Genomic DNA, 20087 nt, shown 5'->3' with positions numbered 1-20087 from the left:
CATCGCCACGTCCCCCACTTGCGGAAACAGGTGCAAGCACGCCGGGGGAGTGACGTGAGCGTCCACAGCCACAGCAAGGACATCCAAACCGGGAAGCCGTCGGCGAGGGGCGGACCCACGCGGCGCGATCTACTCAAGGGGGGCGCGGCGGTCGGTACCGCCGCCATCGTCGAGGGATCGCTGGGTGCCACGGCGTGGGCCGCCTCGGCACCGACCACGGACGGCGTGATCGACGTCGCCGTCATCGGCGCCGGGGTGTCCGGGGCGTACGCGGGCTGGCGGCTGCTCGGACCGGAAGCCAGGAGCAGCGGCGTGCTGACAAGGCTCCGGCGGCGTCGCGGCGGCCGGCTCGTGGTGCGCCTGTTCGAGAGCAGCGAGCGCGTCGGCGGCCGTCTCTTCTCGGTGACGCCGCCCGGCATGCCACATCTGCACGCCGAGCTCGGCGGGATGCGTTACCTGAGCAACCAGCCGGTCGTGGCCGACCTGGTGAGACATCTTCGGTTGCCGACGGCCCCCTTCCCGGTCGACGAGCCGCAGAACCTCGTCTACCTGCGTCAGCGCCGCTTCACCATGAAGCAGTTCACTGACCCGAGGGTCGTGCCCTACGACCTGCCGGCCGAGATCCGGGGCATGACGCCGGACGACGCGCTCCTGTCGGTCATCCAGCGCTTCGTCTCCAACGCCGCCCAGATGAACCACCAGGCGTGGGACAGGATCAAGCCGACGGCGTCGGTCGGGGGCCGGCGCCTGTACGACATCGGGTTCTGGAACCTGCTGCTCGATGCGATCGGGCAAGAGGGATGGTCGTTCCTCCGCGACGGCTTCGGCTACGGGTCGGTGGTGTCCAACGTCAACAGCGTCGAGGCGATGGAGGCGTCGGTGGCGGACTTCGTCGGCTCCCCGCCGCCGCAGTACCTGCTCCTGCGCGACGGCTACCAGACGATGCCCGAGGAACTCGTCCGGCGGTTCGTGGCTGAGGGCGGGAGCGTCCACCTCCACCACCAGGTGCGCCGGATCGACCGGGAGACGGTTGACGGCGAGGAGGTGCTGGCCCTTGCCCTCACCGTGTGGCCCGGGGGCCAGCCGCTCAAGGTGCTGGCGCGCCACGTCATCCTGGCGATGCCCCAGCGCTCGATCGAGCTGCTGGACCCGGACACCTTCCTCTTCTCCAGCAGCCAGCTCCTGTCCGACCTCGGCTCGATCGTCACGAGGCCGGCCTCGAAGCTCTTCCTCGCCTACGACCGGCCATGGTGGGAGGATCTCGGCCTGGACGCCGGCCGCTCGGTGAGCGACCTCCCGCTGCGTCAGACCTACTACTGGGGCGTCGAGGGGAACCAGCCCGGGGCCGACCGCGCCAACCGCAACGCCCTGCTGCTGGCCTCCTACAACGACCTCAGCGACGTCGAGTTCTGGAACGAGCTGCTGACGCGGCCGAAACGCCTCGCCCCGGTGGCGGTGACACGGCCGCCGCGGCCGATGGACGCCTCGGCGCCGGGGGCACTGGTCGACGAGGCGCAGCGCCAGCTGCGCGAGCTGCACGGCCCCCGCGCCCGCATCCCCGACCCGACAGCGGCCTACTTCCAGAACTGGGTGCAGGACCCGTACGGCGCGGCCTACCACTTCTGGCAAGTGGGGGCGAAGAGCTGGGAGATCATGCCACGGATGCGCCGTCCGATCCGCGACGCCAACGTCTACGTCTGTGGATCGGCGTGGTCGACCGGGCAGGGCTGGGTCTACGGCGCGCTCACCCAGGCCGAGCTGATGCTCGAGGAGCACTTCGACCTGCCGCGTCCGGCATGGCTCTCGCCGGACGTCTACCTCGGCCCGTAGGCCGGCCATGCGGCGAAGGAGTCACGTGCCGACACCGGAGCGCGTGTCGCCCTACCCGCATCGCGGCGGACATGGAGCGGTGGGTGCGGTCGGTCGCCTCCCACGGCTTTCGCGCTTCGCCGGTCCCTGCGTTCGGAAGAACACCCCCAAATCGTTGGCCTACGTGCACGCCGGCCCCCCCCAGACACCACCCCGTTGCCCGATCTGAGGCGATCCGGGGCCGCCGTCAGAGCTTGCGGAGGCCGGCGAACTGAAGGCCGGTGAAGCCCGCGACCACCACCGCCTGGGCGATCACCAAGGCGAGGCCCAGTGTGGTGAGCGGGAACCACGCGGCGATCAGCGCCTCCGCGCTGGCGATCACCCAGGCCACGTTGACCGCCATCACCGTGATCACCGCCGGCCGGTTCACCACGTGCCGCGAGGCGAGGTGCAGCAGGAACCCGGCGAAGGCCACCAAGAAGACCCCGGTCGGCACCAGGACGGCCGTGGGCAGGCCGAACATCGAGCCGAAGACCGCGGCGGCGGCCAGGTGGACGAGCCCGTTGGCACCCGACCCGATGGCGTCCTGTGGCGTCCAGGCAGGCTCCCGGGCCGAAGGTCCGGGCAGGGATGCCGCCTGGGCCTTCGGTCCGGCCTCGAGTCCGAAGCTTTGTCAGCGTTCCGCTAGATTTCGGCCATGTTGTATGGGCGGGCCGTGGAGCAGTCTCAGGTCGATCGGCTGCTGGAGGACGCACGGTCCGGGCACAGCGGTGTGCTGGTGGTGCGCGGGCAGCCGGGCATGGGCAAGTCCGCGTTGCTCGGCCACATGACGGAGCGGGCCGCGGGGGTGCGGGTGCTTCGCGGGGTCGGTATCGAGTCCGAGGCCGAGCTGCCGTATGCCGCCCTGCATCTGCTCCTGCGTGCCGAGCTCGACCGCATCGACGCGCTGCCGGCGGCCCAGTCAGCGGCGCTCCAGGGAGCGCTGGGGCTCGGTGCGGCCGCGCCGGAGAACAGGTATCTCGTCGGGCTGGCCGTGCTCAGCCTCCTGGCCGAGGTCGCGGGAGAGGGGGCGCTGCTCTGCCTGATCGATGACGCGCAGTGGCTCGACCAGGCATCCATTGACGCGCTGGTGTTCGTGGCGCGGCGGCTGGACGCCGAAGGCGTCGCGCTCGTGTTCGCCGGCAGGGAGGAGTTCAGGCCGCAGGGGCTGCCCGAGCTGTGGCTGGACGGCGTGGACCGTGACGCCGCCGTCGCGCTGCTGGCCAAGGGGGCAGCGGATCTGGCGCCCTCGGTGCGTGACCGCATCCTGGACGAAGCCGGCGGAAATCCGCTCGCGCTCATGGAGCTGCCGTCCGCGCTCACCGCGGAGGAGCGGGCCGGCCAGCTGAATCCGTTCGCCACCATCCCGGTCGCCAGCCGGGTCCAGGAGGCTTTCCAGCGGCAGATCAGGGCGTTGCCCTGCACCGCTCAGTCGCTGCTCGCAGTGCTCGCCGCCGATGACACGGGCGACCTTGGCATCGTGCTGCGCGCTGCGGAATCCTTCTCCGCCAGGCTCGTGGACTTGGAGGCGGCGGAGCAGGCCAGGCTTGTCACGGTGAACGGGTCGGCGGTGGCCTTCCGCCATCCGCTCATCAGGGGCGCCGCCTACCAGAACGTTCCGTTGACGTCGCGGCTGGCCGTACGGCGCGCGCTTGCCGAGGTGCTCGTCGGGGGCGAGCACGCCGACCGCAGGGCCTGGCATCTGGCCGCCGCGACGACCACGCCCGACGAGGAGGTGGCGCGCGAGCTGGAGCTTGCCGCGGAGCGGGCGCGCACCCGTTCCGGCTATGCGGCCATGGCCGCGGCGTACGAGCGGGCCGCCGAGCTCACACCTGACACCGCCAAGCGGTCGATACGGCTGGCCGCGGCGGCTGTGGCGGCCAGCGACGCGGGCCAGCCGACCCGCGCGGGCGCGCTGGCCGACCGGGCCAGCGAGGAGATCCAGGATCCGCTGGCCCTCGCCCATCTCGTTCAGGTGCGGGCACATCGGGAGTTCGAGCAGGGCACCCCGGCCGCGGCCGGCGAGCTTGTCATCGGCGGCGCGGAGCGGGTGGCGCCGCTGGACGCCGAGCGGGCGGGCTACCTGTTGGTGGAGGCGGTGCGCTGCGGATGGTTTGCCGGTGACCCCGAGCTGTCAGGGCGGGCGGCGAAGCGGCTCAGGGCATTGCCTGAGATCGGCTCCCCGCTTGTGAGCGGCGCGTTGGGGCTGGCCGCGCTGCTCGACGGCGATCTGGAGAACGCGGTCACGCTGATCCAGGAGCTGGTGCTCGAACCGGATCAGTCCGCGTTCCAGGTGCCGGGCCTGCTCTTCGTGGCCCAGCTGTGCGTGCCGATCGGGCGGTACGGTCAGGGCGAGGCCGCCGCAGCGCGCGTGGAGGCCGAGTGCAGGGCTCACGACATGGGCGGCTGGCTGGCCATCGCCACGGAGACCCTGCTGCACGCGCGGACGCTGCTCGGCAGGTATCGCGAGGCGGCGGCCATGCTGGAGGAGATCATCCCCATGGTCGGCGACCTGGGGCAGTGGAACAGTGCGGCCACGCTCACCGCGCTGCTAGCCCTGGCGCGCGGTGAGCTGGGCGACGAGGAGGGCTGCAGGGCGGCGGCCGCGGCCGTCTTCGAGCAGGCCGGAGCGCGCGGGCTCCGCATGGCCGAGGCGATCGCGGTGGCCGGGCTCGGGCGGCTGGAGCTCGCGCTGGGCAGTCCGGAGGCGTCGCTGGGAATCCTGGAAAGCATTCCGGCCGAGGCCAACGCGCCGGTGTCCGTCTTCTTCGCCCCCGACCAGATCGAGGCCGCGGTCAGGGCCAGGGAGCCCGAGCGGGCACGCGAGCCCCTGGCGTACTACCTGGACTGGGCGGCCCGTGTCGGTCTGCCGTCCTCCGACGCGGTCGCGCTGCGCTGCCGTGCCCTCGTCGAGGACGACGAGGGACTTTACGATGAGGCCGTGCGGGTGCACGAGCAGGGCGAGCAGCCGCACGAGCGGGCACGCACGCAGCTGCTCTACGGCGAGTGGCTGCGGCGGGCGCGTAAGCGCGCCGCCGCCCGCGCCCAGCTGCGTGGCGCCCTGGAGACCTTCGACCGGCTCGGCATGGCGCTGTGGGCCGAGCGGGCGCGCGCGGAGCTGCGCGCAACGGGCGACGTCCCGGCCGCCCCGCGCCAGGCGGACGACCCGCTCAGCGTGCTCACCGCGCAGGAGAGGCAGGTGGTACGGCTGGCAGCCACGGGCGCGTCCAACCGCGACATCGCGGCCCAGCTGTATCTCAGCCCGCGCACGGTCGGCTACCACCTCTACAAGGCCTTCCCCAAGCTGGGGATCTCCTCGCGGGCGGAGCTGGCCGCGATCACTACCTGAGCTTGCCGTACAGCTCGATGATCTTGGCTTCGTCGGCGACGAGCGGCAGCTGGTCGAAGGTCAGGCTCCAGTCGCTCGAGACGCCCCTGGTGTCGCCGATGCGCTCGATGATGCCGAAGCTGACCGGGTCGGTCTGGCCCTTGGGCAGGACCGTGCCGTGCCATTCCAGGTACGTCGCGCCGTTGACCTTGACGGCCTGGCCCGGCTGCAGCTGGACGTCGCTGACCTGGTCGAAGAACGTCTTCAGGTAGGCGAGCTTGCCCTGCGTGGTGCGGAGCGTGCCGCCGTTCAGTCCCGGGGCGGACAGCGGCGCGCCGGTGAGCCGTCCCGCGAGCGCCTCGGCGTCCTCGTTGTTCCACGCCTCCACGCGCTCGACGAGCTCGTCGGAGCCGAGGACTGGCCGGCGGCCCTGGTCAGGCGCGCCGCCGTCGGTGACGTTCGCGAACAGGTCGGGCAGGCTGGGGTCGAGCGGCTTGAACCAGGAGTGCCGGTCGTAGTAGCGGCGGCCCTGGATGACCTTGCCGTCGTCGGTCAGCAGGACCCGGTAGACCGCGGAGTAGGCGACCTCGCGGCCCTTGAGCGTGGCCTCGTTGTGCGCCTCGAACATCACGGCAGGGCCGTTCACGGCGATGCGCGTGCCGCGGAAGCGGAAGTCGGGCACCAGCGCGAGCGTGCCGCTGATCGCCGTCCTGATGGCGTCCAGGCCCTGGACCGGCGGCCTGCCCGCCTTCGCAGGCTCCCACAACGTTGCGTCCTTGGACCAGATGTCGACGTAGGCGCCCACCCGGTCGGGGGTGATGACCTTGCCGAACGTGATCTGCCGCTTGATGAACGCGCACGCGCCGGGCGACACCCAGCCGCTGATGGAGGTGACCTCCGGCCGCGCCTCCGCGCAGCCCTCTCGGTCCCAGCCTCCCTTGGCCGCCTGCACCGGGCTCGCGAACGTGCACAGCGCGAGTACGGCCCCAGCTGCGAGTCCCATCGCCGCCACCGGAGTCACCTTCATGACCTCCCCTTTCGATGTTCTTTCTGGTGACACCGAAATTAGGCTGATCTTGTCCGCGGCGAATCTGTCAGCGCGACGGTAGTCAGGCTCGCCGCACCAGGTAGGCCACGAGAAGGGCCAGCGGTTCTGGCTGAAGTCACTCTGCGGCTGCCGATCCGGCCTGGCACCGCCCGGCTCCCCGCAACATCGACATTTCCAGGCGGGCGTTCCTGCGCACCCAGGCGAAAGGCCCGCTGGCCTGCGATCACTCTCTCCTCGAAGGTCGTGCCGGTACGGCGTTGGCCACGGCACGAGCATCGGCCGCCGTCGGATGGGCGCGAATCGGTCAGTTGACCGCATGGCCCTCCAGGGCGTCGCGTAAGGCGGCGCGGGAGGTGATGCCGAGCTTGGGGAAGATCCGGTACAGGTGGGCGCTGACGGTCCGCGACGACAGGAACAGCCGCTCGCCGATCTCCTTGTTGCTCAGCCCTGAGGCGGCCAGACGGGCCACCTCCAGCTGCTGGGCGGTCAGGCTGTGGGCGGCGTTGGCGCGCTGGGCGACCGCCACGCCGGTGGCCCGTAGTTCCTGCTCGGCCCGCTGCTGCCAGGCGGTCGCGCCGATCCCGGCGAACAGGTCGGCCGCCCTGCGCAGCTCGGGCCGCGCCTCGCCGGGCTGCAGCCGGCGGCGCTGCAGCTCGCCGAGCGCGAGCCGGACCCGGGCGTGGTCGAAGGGCCAGCGCTCGGTCCTGGGCAGCGCGAGCGCGGCCTTGAACAGCGGCACCGCCTCCTCCTCCGGCGCCACCAGCGCCTGGGCGGCCATGACATGCAGGCGCAGCCGGGGCGCCCGGTCTGCCAGCCCGGCAGCGGCGGCGGCGTGCGCCTGGGCCTCGGCCGTCCTGCCGGTGCGCACCGCCGACTCCACCAGCTCGAAGACCGCCCACGGCGCGAACGCCACGTGCGCAGGGATGACTCCCGGCGGGCTGATGCTCGTCCAATGCGCGTAGGCCGTCTCGTAGTCGCCGTGCGCGGTCGCGGCCAGCGCGAGGTTGCGGGCGGCCAGTGTCAGGTGCAGCGCGCTGCCGCGCGGGGCGGCCCACTGCTGGACGGTCCTGCTGTACTCCCTGGCGCTGTCGGCGTCGCCTCGTGCGGCCGCGATCCAGCCCAGGCTGCAGCGCAGGTCGTGGGCCAGCAGCTCCAGGTCGTGCCGGACGCACAGGTCCAGCCCGGCGTTGGCCGAGCTCTCGGCGGCCTCCCACTGGCCGGCCAGGAAGTGGTCGTGGGCGGCCAGCCAGTAGCCGCTGGCGGCGTGCGTCACCGCGCCCCGGCCGACCTCGCCGTCGATCAGGGCGCGGATGCGGGTGCGGTAGTCGGGCAGCAGGTCCATCCAGGTCGCCGCCCTGCACAGTGCGGCCACCCGTCCCGGCGGGGCGTCACCCGGCAGCTCGTCCAGCGCCGTGCGCACGCGCTCGGCCGTGCCGGTGCCCAGGAAGACGTCGTACAGCAGGCGTACGTGCTCGTCGTCGCAGCCGGCGACCACGTCGGTGACCTCCGCCCACTCCTGGGGATCCTGGGCATAGGAGGCGGCCATCACCCTGATCAGCGGGCCGGCCCCGGGCGTGCCGCGCAGCAGGCGGCGCGCGGCGTCCAGGTCGCCGTCGCGCAGCAGGAGAATCTGTGCCTTGACGGCCAGTGCCCTGGCCGGGTCGTTCAGGTGGCGGCGCGCCTGGTCCAGCAGTTCCTGCGCCAGGTCGAGCTGCCCGGACTCGCCGGCCAGCTCGGCGGCGTGCTCCAGCCGGGCGGCACGGGCCGCCGGGTCCGGGGTGAGGTCGGCCGCCCGCTGCAGCGCCTTGACCGCCAGGCCGCTGCCGCCGCGCAGGCTCACCGCGCGGGCGGCGTCCTCCATGTCGGCGGCCACGCGCTCGTCCGGTTCGACCGTGGCCGCCGCGAGGTGCCACATCCGGCGTTCCGGGTCGGCCCGGTGCTGCTCGGCCAGGACCGCGTGCGCCTGCCGCAGCTCGTCGGGTGCGGCCGTGTTGATGATCGCCGACCTGACCAGCGGATGCCGGAATCGCATCCCGGACGGCGTGGAGTCGCGCGTGACCAGGCTCAGCCGCTCGACCTTCAGGAGGTCGTGCGGCGACAGCTCGGCTTGGTGCTCGAGCCGGTCACCGTCCAGCGCGGTCACCAGCAAGGTGGTACGGATCTCCGGCGGCAGTGACAGCACCCGGCCGGCGAACGCGGTCTCCAGCCGGGTGCGCAACGGCGCGCCGGTGGGCAGCATCTCCACCCCGACGGAGGTCCGCGCCAGCTCGGTGAGCGCGAGGGGGTTGCCCGCGGCGTCACTCAGCACCCGCAGGCGTACCGACTCGGGCAGTCCTGGGTGGAGCAGATCCAGGAGTTCCCCGGCCGCCTGCTCGTCGAGCGGCCCGACCTCCAGCGTGTTGATGCCCGGGGTGACACGTTCGCCGGCCGTCAGCGGCCGCCGCGCGAAGATCGCCCTCAGGTCATACGGCTTCAGCCGCATCAGGATGAACATCATCACCTCGCGCGTGGGGTGATCGACCCAGTGCGCGTCCTCCACGGCGATCAGCACCGGCCCGTCCTGCGCCACCGTGGCCAGCACCGCCAGGGAGGCCACCGAGATCGCCAGCCGGTCAGGCGTCGGCCCGTCCTGCATGCCCAGCACCCGGCGCAGCACGTCCCGGTGATAGGGCTCCACCCGGTCGACATACTCCATCACCGGCCCGAACAACTGATACAGCCCGGCGAAGGCGAGCTGCGCCTCGCTCTCGAAACCGCTGCCGCCCACCACCCGCATTCCCCGCTGCCCGGCGTAGGCGATGCCGGCCTGCAGCAGCACGGACTTGCCGACGCCCGGGTCGCCGTGCAGCACGACGTTCGGCAGCACGCCGGGCGCGCGGTCGATCGCCTGCCGCAGCGCGGCCAGCTCCCGCTCCCGTCCGATGATGTCCATGCGTTGATCTCCTCACGTGCAGTCATTTGACCGATGGCGCGCGAACGCGCCCACGGCATGCTGTGCGGATGCCGCTCTTACAGGTGGAAAGAGAAGTGACCCTCTTCTATGAGGACTTCGGCGAAGGCGAGCCGGTCGTGCTGGTGCACGGCTGGCCGCTGTCGCAGCGCTTCTGGGAGGCGCAGGTCGGCGCGTTCGTCGCGGCGGGCCGGCGTGTGGTCTCCTACGACCGGCGCGGCTTCGGTCGTTCCTCGCAACCCTGGGACGGCTACGACCACGACACCTTCACAGGGGACCTTGCCGCGGTGGTGGACGCCCTCGGGCTGACCGGGGTGGCGTTGGTGGGCTTCTCCACCGGCTGCGCCGAAGCCGCCAGTTACACCGCCGGATCGGACCGGGTGAGCAGGCTGGTGCTGGCCAGCCCCGTGGTGTACCCGGACCCGCTCGCGCACGAGCTCAGGACGGCCGCGGCTGGGCATCGCGTTCACATGCTGGACGACGTCTTGCTGAGGTTCTTCGCCGTCGACGGCCACAGCGCCCTGGACGAGCAGACGCGGCTGTACCAGCTGCGGCTGGCCGCCGACGCCTCTCCCCGGGCCACCGCCGAGTCCCTGGCGGTCTGGGAGGCCGCGGACCCGGGCCTCGACCTGGCGCGGATCGCCGTACCCACCCTGATCGTCCAGGGCGAGGCCGACGCATTCGTGCCGCCCGAGGACGGCGGTCGGCGCGTCGCACGCGCTGTGGCGGGCAGCGTGCTCACCACCATTCCCGCCGCGCCGCACGCCGCGCCGCTCACACACCACGAGCAGTGGAACCAGCTCGTGCTGGAGTTCCTCGCCGGGTGAGAAACGTCTCGCGAGGTCATGCCAGGGGCATGCCGACCTGGTCAACGGGGCTCTCCTTTCGGCCGGAGTGAACCGGCGACGTCGCCGCGGCCGGCCAAGCAGCGGACCGCGCCGCTTTCCAGGCACCTTGGAGGCAGAAAACTCCAGCGCGCCCGCGCCGGCCTCGATCGCTCTCAAGCCGCGACGGAGTGCCGCTGCCGGATCAACCGGCTGCCGGAGGGTCGGAGAGCTTCACGCGCAGACGGCCGGTGCTCGAGTGATCGAGCGGGACGAGGAGGTCGAGTGCCTGCTGCCAGGCGGCGCCGGCGGCGTCGGCCTCGCCCAGGGCGCGGTAGGTGTCGCCGAGGTGCTCCAGGACTTCGGCCTCGAGGTGGGACCGGCCGGTGTCGCGGTAGAGGTCGAGAGAGCGCCGGTAACAGGCGATCGCCCGGTGGTGGTCGCCGAGGTGGTGGTGGGCGTAACCCAACGTGTCCCACGCCGTGGCCTCGTTGAGCGCCATCTTCTGCTCGGCCAGGTATGTGATGGCCTGCTCGCTGCAGGCGATGGCTTCGTCGTAGTGGCCGAGCATGGCGTGGTACCAGGCGACGGAGGCCAGCTCGTTGGCGTGGCCGGGCACGTTGCCGGCCTCGCGGTAGCGGCCGAGAGCCGCGAGGGCGTGGTGCAGGGCATCCTCGTATTCACCGAGATCGCCGTGCAGCCAGCCCAGATCGTGGTGGACCCTGGCTTGATCCAGCGGCCGGGCGATCGTGCCCGGCGATCGCAGCAGGGCCAGAAGACGCTTCTTGGCCGCCTCCGAGTGGCCGAGCCGATGCTCCTGCCTGGCCAGCCAGCCCACGACAGCGCCGGCGTACCTTTCTCCGGCGGGATCGCGGTGCACGGCTTCGGCGGCGCGGGTGAGGAAGGCGAGTGATTCCTGGCCGAGAATCCACACATGATCGAGGAAGGCGTCCACGACGGTCCAGGCGAGCTGCCACACATGGGTGTCGAACCCGCCCAGGACCTCCGCCTGTCGCTGAGCCGCCCACACCACCTGTAGCTCGCGGGCGGCCCACGCCACCGCCTGCTCACGGTCGCCGAAGCCGTCGACGACCGTGCCCGGCTGCGCGGGCGCCAGCTCGATGGGCGTGGAGACGACGGGGTAGATGACCTGATCGGCGGCGTGCGCGGTGTGCAACAGATGATCTAGAAGGCGGTGGAAAGCCTGCCGGCACCCGGCGGGCCCGTCGTGTTCCTCAGCGATCTCGGCGGCGTAGGCGCGCAGCAGGTCGTGCAGCCGCCAGCGGCCAGGCGCGTGCTCGGTGACCAGGTGGGCGGCGCAGCACTCCTCCAGCAAGGCACGAACCCGGCGCGTGGGCAGGGCGACGAGGGAGGCGGCGGCCGGCAGGGAGACGTCCGGGCCAGGATGCAGCCCCAAGAACCGGAACAGCCGAGCGGCCGCCGGGCTGAGAGCCCGATAGGACCAGGAGAAGGCCGCGCGCGGATCGACCCCGTCGGAGGTGTGGAAGGCGTCCAGGGTGCCGTGCGCCTCCCGTAACTCGGCCGCGATGTCCGCGAGCGTGAAGGACAGCCGCGCGGCGGCCCGTGCGGCCACGACCGCCACCGCCAGCGGCAGATGCCCGCACAGCTGCAGAATCTGCGCCACCGCCTCCGGCTCGGCCCCCACCCGCGTCTCACCGAGCCTGCGGGCCAGGGCTTCTCTCGCCTCCGCGGGAGTCCACACGTCCAACGTGAGCACGCGCGCGCCATGCGTGGCGGTCAGACCGGTGAGCTGGTTGCGGCTGGTCACGATCGCCAGGCACCCCGGTGCGGCGGGCAGCAGCGGACGGACCTGCTCGCTGTCGCGGGCGTTGTCCAGTACGACCAGCACCCGGCGGCCGGCCAGCTTGCTGCGGAACAGCGCGGCCCGGTCGTCGGTGCCGACCGGGATGCGGCCTTCGGAGACGCCCAGCGCGCGCAGGAACCCGCCTAGCGCCTGTCCGGGGTCGAGCACCTGGCCACTGCGGTCGAAACCCCGCAGGTCTACCCACAACTGCCCGTCGGGATAGGAACCGGCGATCCCGTGCGCCCAGTGCAGGGCCAGCGCCGTCTTACCGACGCCGGCCATCCCGCCGATGGCGCCAATCACTATGGCCGGTGTTCCCTGCCCTTCTTGGTCCAGGAACGCCAGGGCCTGCCGGAGTTCGGCGCGGCGGCCGGTGAACACCGGCAGATCAGCCGGAAGCTGGGCCAGAGCCCCCGCCCGCGGGCGCGTCTTGACCGTGGCGAGCAGCCTCGCCCGATCCTGGTCGCCCAGTTCCAGGCCGTCAGCCAGCGCCTCGGCCGTGCGACGCTGCGGCGAGCTCACCCTGCCCCGCTCCATATCGCCGATCGCCCGCACGCTCACCCCTGAGGACTCCGACAGCTCCTCGATCGTCATCCGCGCATCGGCGCGCAACTCCCGCAACAGGGAACCGAACTCCCGCTCAGCCACTCCGCCTGCCCCCACGATGGTGATCCGACGAGGACATGATCATCACACGACGACGGCCGGCCGGGCCTGGCCGTCTCACATCGCGGGCGCCGTCGCCGCACCTAAGTACCGCCGACTTCCCGCCGCGGTGCAGTCATCTGACCGATTGCCGCCGAGGGCCGCGGATCTAGCGTCGAGCCCATCGACACCGACCCGAAAGGGACCTGACATGCCCCACGTGAGCGCCGCCGACGGCACACAGATCTTCTACAAGGACTGGGGCGGCGGTCAGCCCGTCGTGTTCAGCCATGGCTGGCCGCTGAACGCCGATGCTTGGGACAGCCAGCTGCACCTGGTCGCCTCCCACGGCTTTCGCGCCATCGCCCACGACCGGCGCGGCCACGGCCGCTCCGGCCAGCCGTGGCAGGGCAACGACATGGACACCTACGCCGACGACCTGGCCGCCCTGCTGGACACGCTCGACCTGCGCGACGTCGTGCTGGTCGGGCATTCCACCGGTGGCGGTGAGGTCGCCCGCTACCTCGGAAGGCACGGCACCTCCCGGGTGGCCAAGGCCGTGCTGCTCGGCGCGGTGCCGCCGTTGATGCTCAAGACCGACGCCAACCCGCTGGGGCTGCCTGTCGAGGTGTTCGACGGCATCAGGGCCGGGGTCGCGGCCGACCGATCGCAGTTCTACAAGGAACTGGCCGTCCCCTTCTATGGCTTCAACCGTCCTGGCGCGCACGTGTCCCAGGGTGCCGTCGACGCCTTCTGGGCCTGGAGCATGCAGGTCGGTATCAAGGGCGCACTCGACTGCGTCCGCGCCTTCTCCGAGACCGACTTCACCGAGGACCTCAAGCGCATCGACGTGCCCGTCCTGATCGCGCACGGCGACGACGACCAGATCGTGCCCGTCGCCGCTTCGGCGCTGGAGACGGCCAGGCTGGTCAAGGACGCCACCCTGAAGATCTACGAGGGCGCCCCGCACGGCCTGGCCGGCGCCTTCGAGCGCGACTTCAACGCCGACCTGCTCGCCTTCCTGAACTCCTGAAGGAGCATCGCCATGACCTCTTTCCGCCGCCTGCTGGGCGTCCTCGCCGCCGGCTGTCTTCTGACGCTCGGCCTGACCACCGCCCCCGCGACCGCGACCAGCACCGTAGCCGGCACCGTAGCCGGCAGTGTGAAGCCGACCGTGGTGCTCGTCCACGGTGCCTTCGCCGACGCCTCCGGCTTCAACGACATGATCGACCTGCTGCAGCGGGCCGGGTTCCCGGTGATCGCCCCGGCCAACCCGCTGCGTGACGTGGCAGCTGACGCCGCGTACGTCTCCAGCGTCCTGGACACCATCACCGGCCCGATCATCCTCGTCGGGCACTCCTACGGCGGCATCGTCATCACCAACGCCGCCCGCGGTCACGCCAACGTCAAAGCCCTCGTCTACCTGGGCGCCTTCGCACCCGACAAGGGCGAGAGCGCTCTGAAGCTGGCCGACCAGTTCCCCGGCAGCGAGCTCGGTCACGCGCTGCTGGCCCGCGACTACAAGCTGCCCGACGGCACGCGCGGCGGCACCGACGGCTACATCGTGGCCGAGAAGTTCCGCGAGGTGTTCGCCGCCGACCTGCCCCCGGCCACGACCCGGCTCATGGCGGCCACCCAACGGCCCGGCAGCGTCGACGGCCTGAGCGGCGGCAGCGGCGAGCCGGCCTGGAAGACCATCCCGTCCTGGTACCTGATCCCCACCCAGGACAAGGTCATCCCGCCCGCCGCGCAGCGGTTCATGGCCGAGCGCGCCGGCAGCAAGGTCCGCGAGATCCGTTCGTCCCACGTCGTCATGACCTCCCACCCGGCCGCCGCGACCGCGGTCGTGCTGTCCGCCTACCACGCCACCCGATAAGGAGGAACCTTCCATGAGACCCGACACCATCGTTCTCATCCACGGCTTCTGGGTCACGCCCCGTAGCTGGGAGCACTGGATCACCCACTACCAGGCCCAGGGCTTCAAGGTCCTCGCCCCCGCCTACCCCGGCTTCGAGGTCGAGGTGGAGGCGCTCAACGCCGACCCGACTCCCATCGAGCAGGTCACCGTCCCGCAGATCATCGAGTCGCTGGAGGCACTGGTCCGTGGCCTGGACAAGCCGCCGATCATCATGGGCCATTCGGCCGGCGGCGTGTTCACCCAGATCCTGCTCGACCACGGCTACGGCGCCGCCGGCGTGGCGATCAACTCCGCCCCCACCGAAGGGGTGAAGGTCATCCCGCTGTCACAGCTGAAGGCCACCTTCCCGGTGCTGAAGAACCCCGCCAACCGGCACAAGGCGGTCGGCTTCACCTACGAGCAGTGGCGCTACGCCTTCACCAACACCTTCCCCGAGGACCAAGCCCGCGCAACCTACGAGCGCTACCACATCCCCGCCTCCGGCAACATCTTCTGGGGCAGCGCTCTGGCCAACATCCACCCCGGCAAGGACGACAACTGGGTGGACTACCACAACGACGAGCGCAAGCCGCTGCTGTTCGTCTCCGGCGAGAACGACAACCTCATGCCGCCCAAGATCCAGCGCTCGAACGCCGCGCACTACAAGTCGCCCAGAACCATCACCGAAGTGGTCGAGTACGCCGGCCGCTCGCACCTGATGCCCGCCGAGGACGGCTGGGAGAAGATCGCCGACCACGCCCTCACCTGGGCCCTGGACCACTCCTGACATCGGGGGTCGGCTTCCGCAGCGCAGGCTGCGGAAGCCGATGGGCGCCGGCCACCGTCGAAGCGGACGGCATGGGGGCGGCGTCGCCCGCGAGGAGCACCGCCTGCGAGCCGCCCGGAGCACCCACACCCGCGCGACAGCGCACATCAGTTGAAAGGCCGAAATCCTCATGACCCGCGTTCCCGACGAAGGCATGCTCCTCGTCCCCGGCGACACCCTCATCACCGCCACCCCCGAAGAAGGCCGGGCCCTGGCCATCACCCTCGCCCGCCACACCGTCCACACCATCCAGCCCGACCTGGAGACCCTGCGGGCCGGGCGCGCCCGGTACGGCGGAGACCCGATGGGACTGATCGCCGCCGCCCAGGTAGTGGCGTTGGAGTTCGCCACCATCGCCGCGGCCAACGACTACTGGCGCTGACCCCCATGACGAAGGCCCGGTTCACCCACATCGGCGGTCCCACGGTCCTCATCGAGTTCGGCGGCTGGCGGCTGCTCACCGATCCGACCTTCGATCCCCCAGGCCGCACCTACTCCTTCGGCTGGGGGACCTCCTCCCGCAAGCTGACCGGCCCCGCCGTGGACCCCGCCTGCCTGCCGCCCGTCGACGCCGTCCTGCTCTCGCACGTCCACCACGGAGACAACCTCGACGACGCCGGACGCGCTCTGCTGCCGGCCGCCGGCACCATCGTCACAACCTCCTCCGGCGCCCGCTCCCTGCCGTACCCGGCCCGGGGCCTGGAGGCGGGGCAGACGACCCGCCTGGAAGCGCCCAGCCGCCCGCCCATCGACATCACCGCCACCCCCTGCCGGCACGGACCCCCGCTGAGCAGGCCGATCGTGGGCGAGGTCATCGGCTTCGCGCTCACCTGGCCCGGCCAGGAGCACGGACCCCTGTGGATCACCGGCGACACCGTCCACCACCGCGCGCTGCGCCGGGCCGCCGCCGCGATCCGGCCAGGCACGGTCCTCCTGCACCTGGGCGGCGTCGGCTTCCCCGGCACCGGGCCGCTGCGCTACACCATGACCGCACGTCAGGCCGTACGGCTGTGCGCGGCCATCGCCCCGCGCACCGTCCTGCCGATCCACTACGAGGGCTGGCAGCACTTCAGGCAGGGCCGCGACGGCATCGAGCAGGACCTGCGGCGTGCACCGGAGCGCATCACCGGCCTGTTCCGCTGGCTTCCCCTGGGAACGCCGGAACAGGTGCAGCTCTAGACCACGACCTCGCCGACGACCCCTCACACACCGAAAAGGACGAAAGCGCCATGACCACCGCCACTCAGCTCGACAACCTGGCCATCGCCGCGTTGCAGGACGTGCTCGTCAACGTCGCAGAGCTGGCGTCCCAGGCCCAGCAGGCGCACTGGAACGTCCGCGGCGCCGCGTTCCTCCCCGTGCACCGATGGCTGGACGAACTGGCACAAACCCTGCGGGCCCACACTGACACGCTGGCCGAGCGCATCGCCGGACTGGGCGGCTGGCCGGACGCCTGCAGCGAGACGCTGAGCGAACGCAACACCCTGGAGTCCCTGCCGTTCGGCGCGCTCACCACAGGTCAGGCGCTCACCGCCATGGACACCGGTCTGGGGCGCGTCGCCGCGGTGGCCGCGGCGTGGTTGCGGAATCCGGCGGTCGACCAGGTGACCGCCGATCACCTCGCGAGCCTCTGTCGAGACGTCCAGAACCAGCAGTGGCTCGCCCGTGCCCAGCAATGAACAACCGCCATGGCCAACCTGCGCCCGATGAGCCCCGCCGCCTGCCGGACCTCGTATCGTTGCCAGCCGGGCTCGCCGGACGCTACCCCCGCGAGCTCTCCGGCGGCCGGCGCCAGCGCGATCGCCAGACGGGAGGCGACCGGACCTGCTCATCGCCGATGAGATCACTTCGGCGCTGGACGTGTCGGTGCAGGGCTCAGGTTGAACCTGATCCGCTCGCCTTCCTCGTGCGCTCGGCCACGGCTGGGTCGTACTCGATCGAGACCCGCCGGTGGCGCGCCACCCTGGAGGGCACCGAGAAGGTCGTCCAGCCGCGTACACCATCTGTTGGCGCGGGCTTCGCCTTCCCGATCTTTTTGCGACCCGTGCCCGGACCTAGATTGATCAGCCATGCGCAAGTCAGCACTCGCTCTGGTGTTCGCCATCACGGCGACACTTTCCGCCGGGCTCACGGCCGCCGCACCCGCGGGCGCGAACACGTTCGGTTTCTACGCCTACCACCCCACCTGGTGCTGTCCCAAGACCGACAACCGGGATGTCTACTGGAACGCGTCCACCCTCACCAGCAACATGATCACCGCGGCCGACTACGGCATGGCCAACCTCGACTACCAGACCGACCTGAGGATCGGCGGGTACGACAGCAGTGCGGGCACGCACACCGACCTGGTGATGTTCGACGCCTACTACGTCGACTACTGGGGCAAGGACTGGGACGGCTCGAGCACGGGCGTGAACATCACCGCCTCGACCAAGTGCGTCAGGGTGCTCGCCCAGATCGGCGGCGAGTACACGTGCGACCGCGCGGAGCTCCGCTTCGACCTGGCCGACATGACCAGCTCGACCATCCGCAAGAAGACGGCCTGTCACGAGATCGGACACGCCATCGGGCTCGGGCACACCAACCTGACCTCCTGCATGAAGCAGGGCTCGTCCACCACCCCGACCTACAGCAGCCACGACCGCTCGCACGTCAACGGGGAGTGGTGACCATGAAGAACCGTCTCCTGGTCGTCCTCACCGTCGCCGCCGCCGTGATCACCGGGGTCGGTGCGGGCAGCCTCCTGAACAGCCCCGAGCCCTCCTTCTGGGCCCAGCTCCGTAACGGCGGCAGTGCGAACGACGGCGAGTACCTGTTCGACTCGGTGGCCGACATCACCCCGGGAGCCGCCGACTCCGGCGCGTTCAAGGCTGCTGGGGCGCTGGTCCAGGGGTCCATCGTGGACATCGAGCCGGGCATCGCCTTCGCCTCCGACGACGCGCCGAGCGGCTCGGCCGTCGTGGCCTACGACAGCGCCGACGCCGCGATGCGTTACGCCAGCCTGGTGGTGCGCGTCGACACAGTGCTGGCCGGACGGCTCGGCGAGGGTTACGCCGACGGCAAGATCCGGCTCCAGGTCGAGCACCCGGCCACCAGCACGCTCGCCGAGCTCAAGGAGTCCATCGGTACGGCGGGCACCGGCCTGATGTTCGTGCACAACCTCGCGGAACGGCAGCAGCTCGTCGGCCGCCCGATCACCGACGCGACCCGGCTGGCCTACGCCCGGTCCGTCTACGCACCGATCGGCGAGGGCCTGTTCGTCGAGGAGACGGCGGGCATCCCGGTCATCGCACCGCTCATGGACGGCCAGCGCGCGGCACAGCTGCTGGGGTACACCTACGTCTCCGAGGACCACGAGGCGGAGCCGGCTCCCTCTCCTACCTGCGACGACTTCGACCCTTGCTACACGCCGACGAGCAAGCCCTCGGCGACGGCGACCTCGGTTCCGGCGGGCGGCACCGAGCCGGCCAACACCACGCCGCCGACGCTGACGGCCCTGCGCACGACGCTGGTCGCCGCGGCCTGCGCCGAGGGAACGGCGCTGGACTCCTCCTCCTGCTAGGACCTCATGAGGCGAGCACGCGCGCCGGCGCGTGCAGGGTGGGTCTTCAGGGACGTGCCGGGCGGCGCGGATACGCGCAGCACGGGTTCGCGCAGATCCAGCGGCGCCCGGGCGGGCGGCACGACGGCGACCGGCAGGTCCGCCACGGCCGCCCGGCCGACGGCCTTTCGGGGTTGAGGCAACAGTGGTAAAGCCATCAGCGCCGAGATGATCACGGCGTGGTTCTGTCGTTCGGAACGGTCGATCAAGGGCCCGACATGCAGTCCTGATTGATCGCTATCGTCCTGGCCGTGCCGGTGAAGTTTCTGGGCGATGAGCAGGCCGCGGCGGGAACCTCGTCGAGGTGCCGATGCGGTGGGAGTCTGAGGCGGTTCTTCTATCTGGACGACACGGACCGGGACCTGATCGCGCTGCGCCGTACAACGTCGCACCTGCTGGGGTTCGCGCTGCAGCTGACGACCGTGGGGTAGATCGGGTTGTTCCTGGAGGGCCCGCTCGCGGTGCCAGCCGAACTTTCTCGGTGGTGCACGACGAGGAGGCCGCGGGCGATGTGGAAATATCGGGCACATGGTCGAATTCCAGATTGGTCACCGGGTCGTCGTCACGGATGGGCCGTTCATGACGCTCGAGGCGACGATCGATGCGTCGGGTGAGACCCCGACCACGGCCAAGGGAACGATCGAGCTCTTCGGAAGGTCCGTGCGAGTCGTACTGTCCGCCGACACCGAATCGAGCGTGAACGCGGTCGTCGATCGCTCGGAGGTGATCGCGAGACATGCAGGAGCGGCCCGGTTCTACAACGTCGTCGGTCGGATCACATCCGGCACTCGGGCGGGGATGTACATCCGGGTCGACAGGTTGACGGACCTGGCCGAGACATCGCAGGACGCTGCGACAGGTGTCATGATCCGCATCGCCGCCGATCCCGGCATGGAGATCGACTGCATCGCGGAGTACGCGGAGGACTGGGCAGACGTGGAAGAGACTCTTCTGCGCGACGGCCATCGCGTCGACTGGAACGGCGCACGCCCCGGCGACTGTGCGTGGTCAGCGGCTCGACCGCCTTCTTGAAGGCGATGATCAGGTGCGGCAGGTTCGTGGTGGGGAGCGCGAGATCCTCGTGCCAGCGGGTCTCGGTCCGGCCGATGTAGACGCCGAGGCTGCCGGCGACGGCGAACCTGCGCACGCCCCAGGTGCGGGCGGCGTCCAGCGCGTTGAGCAGGCCGCTCGTCTCCGTGCGGAAGAAGGCGACCGGGTCCTCGTCGGGGATGCTTCCGGCGAGGTGGACGATGTCGCTGATGTCGTGGCGACCGGCGGGGGCCAGGAAGGCGTCC

Annotated in this window: 18 protein-coding genes; 13 read left to right on the top strand and 5 right to left on the bottom strand. The window is 71.1% G+C overall.

Features of this window, described 5'->3' with window-relative positions:
* Positions 1-54 precede the first annotated feature (54 nt).
* A complete protein-coding gene (locus tag AC3EO4_RS10200) occupies positions 55-1830 on the top strand; it encodes a flavin monoamine oxidase family protein (RefSeq protein ID WP_379580932.1) in 1776 nt (591 codons plus the stop codon).
* Positions 1831-2056: 226 nt separating this feature from the next.
* Here the strand turns inward: AC3EO4_RS10200 and AC3EO4_RS10195 are convergent, their stop codons facing one another.
* Positions 2057-2332, bottom strand: coding sequence for a hypothetical protein (locus AC3EO4_RS10195; protein WP_379580933.1), 276 nt, complete (start codon positions 2330-2332; stop codon positions 2057-2059).
* Between the two features lie 174 nt (positions 2333-2506).
* Between AC3EO4_RS10195 and AC3EO4_RS10190 the strand changes: the two genes are divergently transcribed.
* A complete protein-coding gene (locus tag AC3EO4_RS10190; protein ID WP_379580934.1) occupies positions 2507-5197 on the top strand; it encodes a helix-turn-helix transcriptional regulator in 2691 nt (896 codons plus the stop codon).
* Here AC3EO4_RS10190 and AC3EO4_RS10185 read toward each other — a convergent pair.
* Both AC3EO4_RS10185 and AC3EO4_RS10180 read right to left on the bottom strand, forming a co-directional pair.
* Positions 5190-6203, bottom strand: coding sequence for a nuclear transport factor 2 family protein (locus tag AC3EO4_RS10185; protein WP_379580935.1), 1014 nt, complete (start codon positions 6201-6203; stop codon positions 5190-5192). The genes AC3EO4_RS10190 and AC3EO4_RS10185 overlap by 8 nt on opposite strands.
* Before the next feature lie 325 nt (positions 6204-6528).
* Positions 6529-9156 carry a helix-turn-helix transcriptional regulator gene (locus AC3EO4_RS10180; protein WP_379580936.1) on the bottom strand — a complete coding sequence of 876 codons (2628 nt, stop codon included), beginning with the start codon at positions 9154-9156 and terminating at the stop codon, positions 6529-6531.
* Positions 9157-9251: 95 nt separating this feature from the next.
* Between AC3EO4_RS10180 and AC3EO4_RS10175 the strand changes: the two genes are divergently transcribed.
* Positions 9252-10001 carry an alpha/beta fold hydrolase gene (locus AC3EO4_RS10175; RefSeq protein WP_379580937.1) on the top strand — a complete coding sequence of 250 codons (750 nt, stop codon included), beginning with the start codon at positions 9252-9254 and terminating at the stop codon, positions 9999-10001.
* A 202-nt stretch (positions 10002-10203) separates the two neighbouring features.
* Here AC3EO4_RS10175 and AC3EO4_RS10170 read toward each other — a convergent pair whose 3' ends face one another.
* Positions 10204-12486 (bottom strand): ATP-binding protein, encoded by a 2283-nt coding sequence (locus tag AC3EO4_RS10170; protein WP_379580938.1) that lies wholly within the window; start codon positions 12484-12486, stop codon positions 10204-10206.
* A 193-nt stretch (positions 12487-12679) separates the two neighbouring features.
* Between AC3EO4_RS10170 and AC3EO4_RS10165 the strand changes: the two genes are divergently transcribed.
* From AC3EO4_RS10165 to AC3EO4_RS10130, 8 genes are all read left to right on the top strand, one after another.
* Entirely contained in the window at positions 12680-13501 is an 822-nt protein-coding gene (locus AC3EO4_RS10165) for an alpha/beta fold hydrolase (protein WP_431895013.1), read from the top strand.
* A gap of 12 nt (positions 13502-13513) precedes the next feature.
* Positions 13514-14344 carry an alpha/beta fold hydrolase gene (locus AC3EO4_RS10160; RefSeq protein ID WP_379580940.1) on the top strand — a complete coding sequence of 277 codons (831 nt, stop codon included), beginning with the start codon at positions 13514-13516 and terminating at the stop codon, positions 14342-14344.
* Between the two features lie 13 nt (positions 14345-14357).
* Positions 14358-15152 carry an alpha/beta hydrolase gene (locus tag AC3EO4_RS10155; RefSeq protein WP_379580941.1) on the top strand — a complete coding sequence of 265 codons (795 nt, stop codon included), beginning with the start codon at positions 14358-14360 and terminating at the stop codon, positions 15150-15152.
* 169 nt (positions 15153-15321) lie between these two features.
* Positions 15322-15573, top strand: a complete 252-nt coding sequence (locus tag AC3EO4_RS10150) for a hexameric tyrosine-coordinated heme protein (protein ID WP_379580942.1) — start codon at positions 15322-15324, stop codon at positions 15571-15573.
* Positions 15574-15578: 5 nt separating this feature from the next.
* Positions 15579-16370: an MBL fold metallo-hydrolase gene (locus AC3EO4_RS10145; protein ID WP_379580943.1), complete on the top strand. Its 792-nt coding sequence runs from the start codon at positions 15579-15581 to the stop codon at positions 16368-16370.
* Between the two features lie 50 nt (positions 16371-16420).
* Positions 16421-16870, top strand: coding sequence for a Dps family protein (locus tag AC3EO4_RS10140; RefSeq protein ID WP_379580944.1), 450 nt, complete (start codon positions 16421-16423; stop codon positions 16868-16870).
* Positions 16871-17260: 390 nt separating this feature from the next.
* Positions 17261-17860 (top strand): hypothetical protein, encoded by a 600-nt coding sequence (locus AC3EO4_RS10135; protein WP_379580945.1) that lies wholly within the window; start codon positions 17261-17263, stop codon positions 17858-17860.
* 2 nt (positions 17861-17862) lie between these two features.
* On the top strand, positions 17863-18753 hold the full coding sequence (locus AC3EO4_RS10130) for a hypothetical protein (RefSeq protein WP_431895010.1): 891 nt from the start codon (positions 17863-17865) through the stop codon (positions 18751-18753).
* Here AC3EO4_RS10130 and AC3EO4_RS10125 read toward each other — a convergent pair.
* A complete protein-coding gene (locus tag AC3EO4_RS10125) occupies positions 18750-19001 on the bottom strand; it encodes a hypothetical protein (RefSeq protein WP_431895008.1) in 252 nt (83 codons plus the stop codon). The genes AC3EO4_RS10130 and AC3EO4_RS10125 overlap by 4 nt on opposite strands.
* A gap of 21 nt (positions 19002-19022) precedes the next feature.
* Here AC3EO4_RS10125 and AC3EO4_RS10120 point away from each other — a divergent pair, with 21 nt between their 5' ends.
* On the top strand, positions 19023-19223 hold the full coding sequence (locus AC3EO4_RS10120) for a DUF4158 domain-containing protein (RefSeq protein ID WP_431895006.1): 201 nt from the start codon (positions 19023-19025) through the stop codon (positions 19221-19223).
* A 97-nt stretch (positions 19224-19320) separates the two neighbouring features.
* A complete protein-coding gene (locus AC3EO4_RS10115) occupies positions 19321-19824 on the top strand; it encodes a KOW domain-containing RNA-binding protein (protein WP_431895004.1) in 504 nt (167 codons plus the stop codon).
* The last annotated feature ends 263 nt before the right edge of the window (positions 19825-20087 follow it).

This window comes from Nonomuraea sp. bgisy101 (assembly GCF_057708945.1).
Note: the sequence above shows the minus strand (reverse complement) of the source record. Positions and strands in the feature narration are given on the sequence as shown.

Bases quoted from the DNA above. Each gene is read 5' to 3' on its own strand.
- AC3EO4_RS10145 (WP_379580943.1), top strand. From the start codon at position 15,579: ATGACGAAGGCCCGGTTCACCCACATCGGCGGTCCCACGGTCCTCATC.
- AC3EO4_RS10155 (WP_379580941.1), top strand. From the start codon at position 14,358: ATGAGACCCGACACCATCGTTCTCATCCACGGCTTCTGGGTCACGCCC.
- AC3EO4_RS10140 (WP_379580944.1), top strand. From the start codon at position 16,421: ATGACCACCGCCACTCAGCTCGACAACCTGGCCATCGCCGCGTTGCAG.
- AC3EO4_RS10135 (WP_379580945.1), top strand. From the start codon at position 17,261: ATGCGCAAGTCAGCACTCGCTCTGGTGTTCGCCATCACGGCGACACTT.
- AC3EO4_RS10180 (WP_379580936.1), bottom strand. From the start codon at position 9,156: ATGGACATCATCGGACGGGAGCGGGAGCTGGCCGCGCTGCGGCAGGCG.
- AC3EO4_RS10190 (WP_379580934.1), top strand. From the start codon at position 2,507: ATGTTGTATGGGCGGGCCGTGGAGCAGTCTCAGGTCGATCGGCTGCTG.
- AC3EO4_RS10165 (WP_431895013.1), top strand. From the start codon at position 12,680: ATGCCCCACGTGAGCGCCGCCGACGGCACACAGATCTTCTACAAGGAC.
- AC3EO4_RS10195 (WP_379580933.1), bottom strand. From the start codon at position 2,332: ATGTTCGGCCTGCCCACGGCCGTCCTGGTGCCGACCGGGGTCTTCTTG.
- AC3EO4_RS10185 (WP_379580935.1), bottom strand. From the start codon at position 6,203: ATGAAGGTGACTCCGGTGGCGGCGATGGGACTCGCAGCTGGGGCCGTA.
- AC3EO4_RS10115 (WP_431895004.1), top strand. From the start codon at position 19,321: ATGGTCGAATTCCAGATTGGTCACCGGGTCGTCGTCACGGATGGGCCG.
- AC3EO4_RS10130 (WP_431895010.1), top strand. From the start codon at position 17,863: ATGAAGAACCGTCTCCTGGTCGTCCTCACCGTCGCCGCCGCCGTGATC.
- AC3EO4_RS10150 (WP_379580942.1), top strand. From the start codon at position 15,322: ATGACCCGCGTTCCCGACGAAGGCATGCTCCTCGTCCCCGGCGACACC.
- AC3EO4_RS10160 (WP_379580940.1), top strand. From the start codon at position 13,514: ATGACCTCTTTCCGCCGCCTGCTGGGCGTCCTCGCCGCCGGCTGTCTT.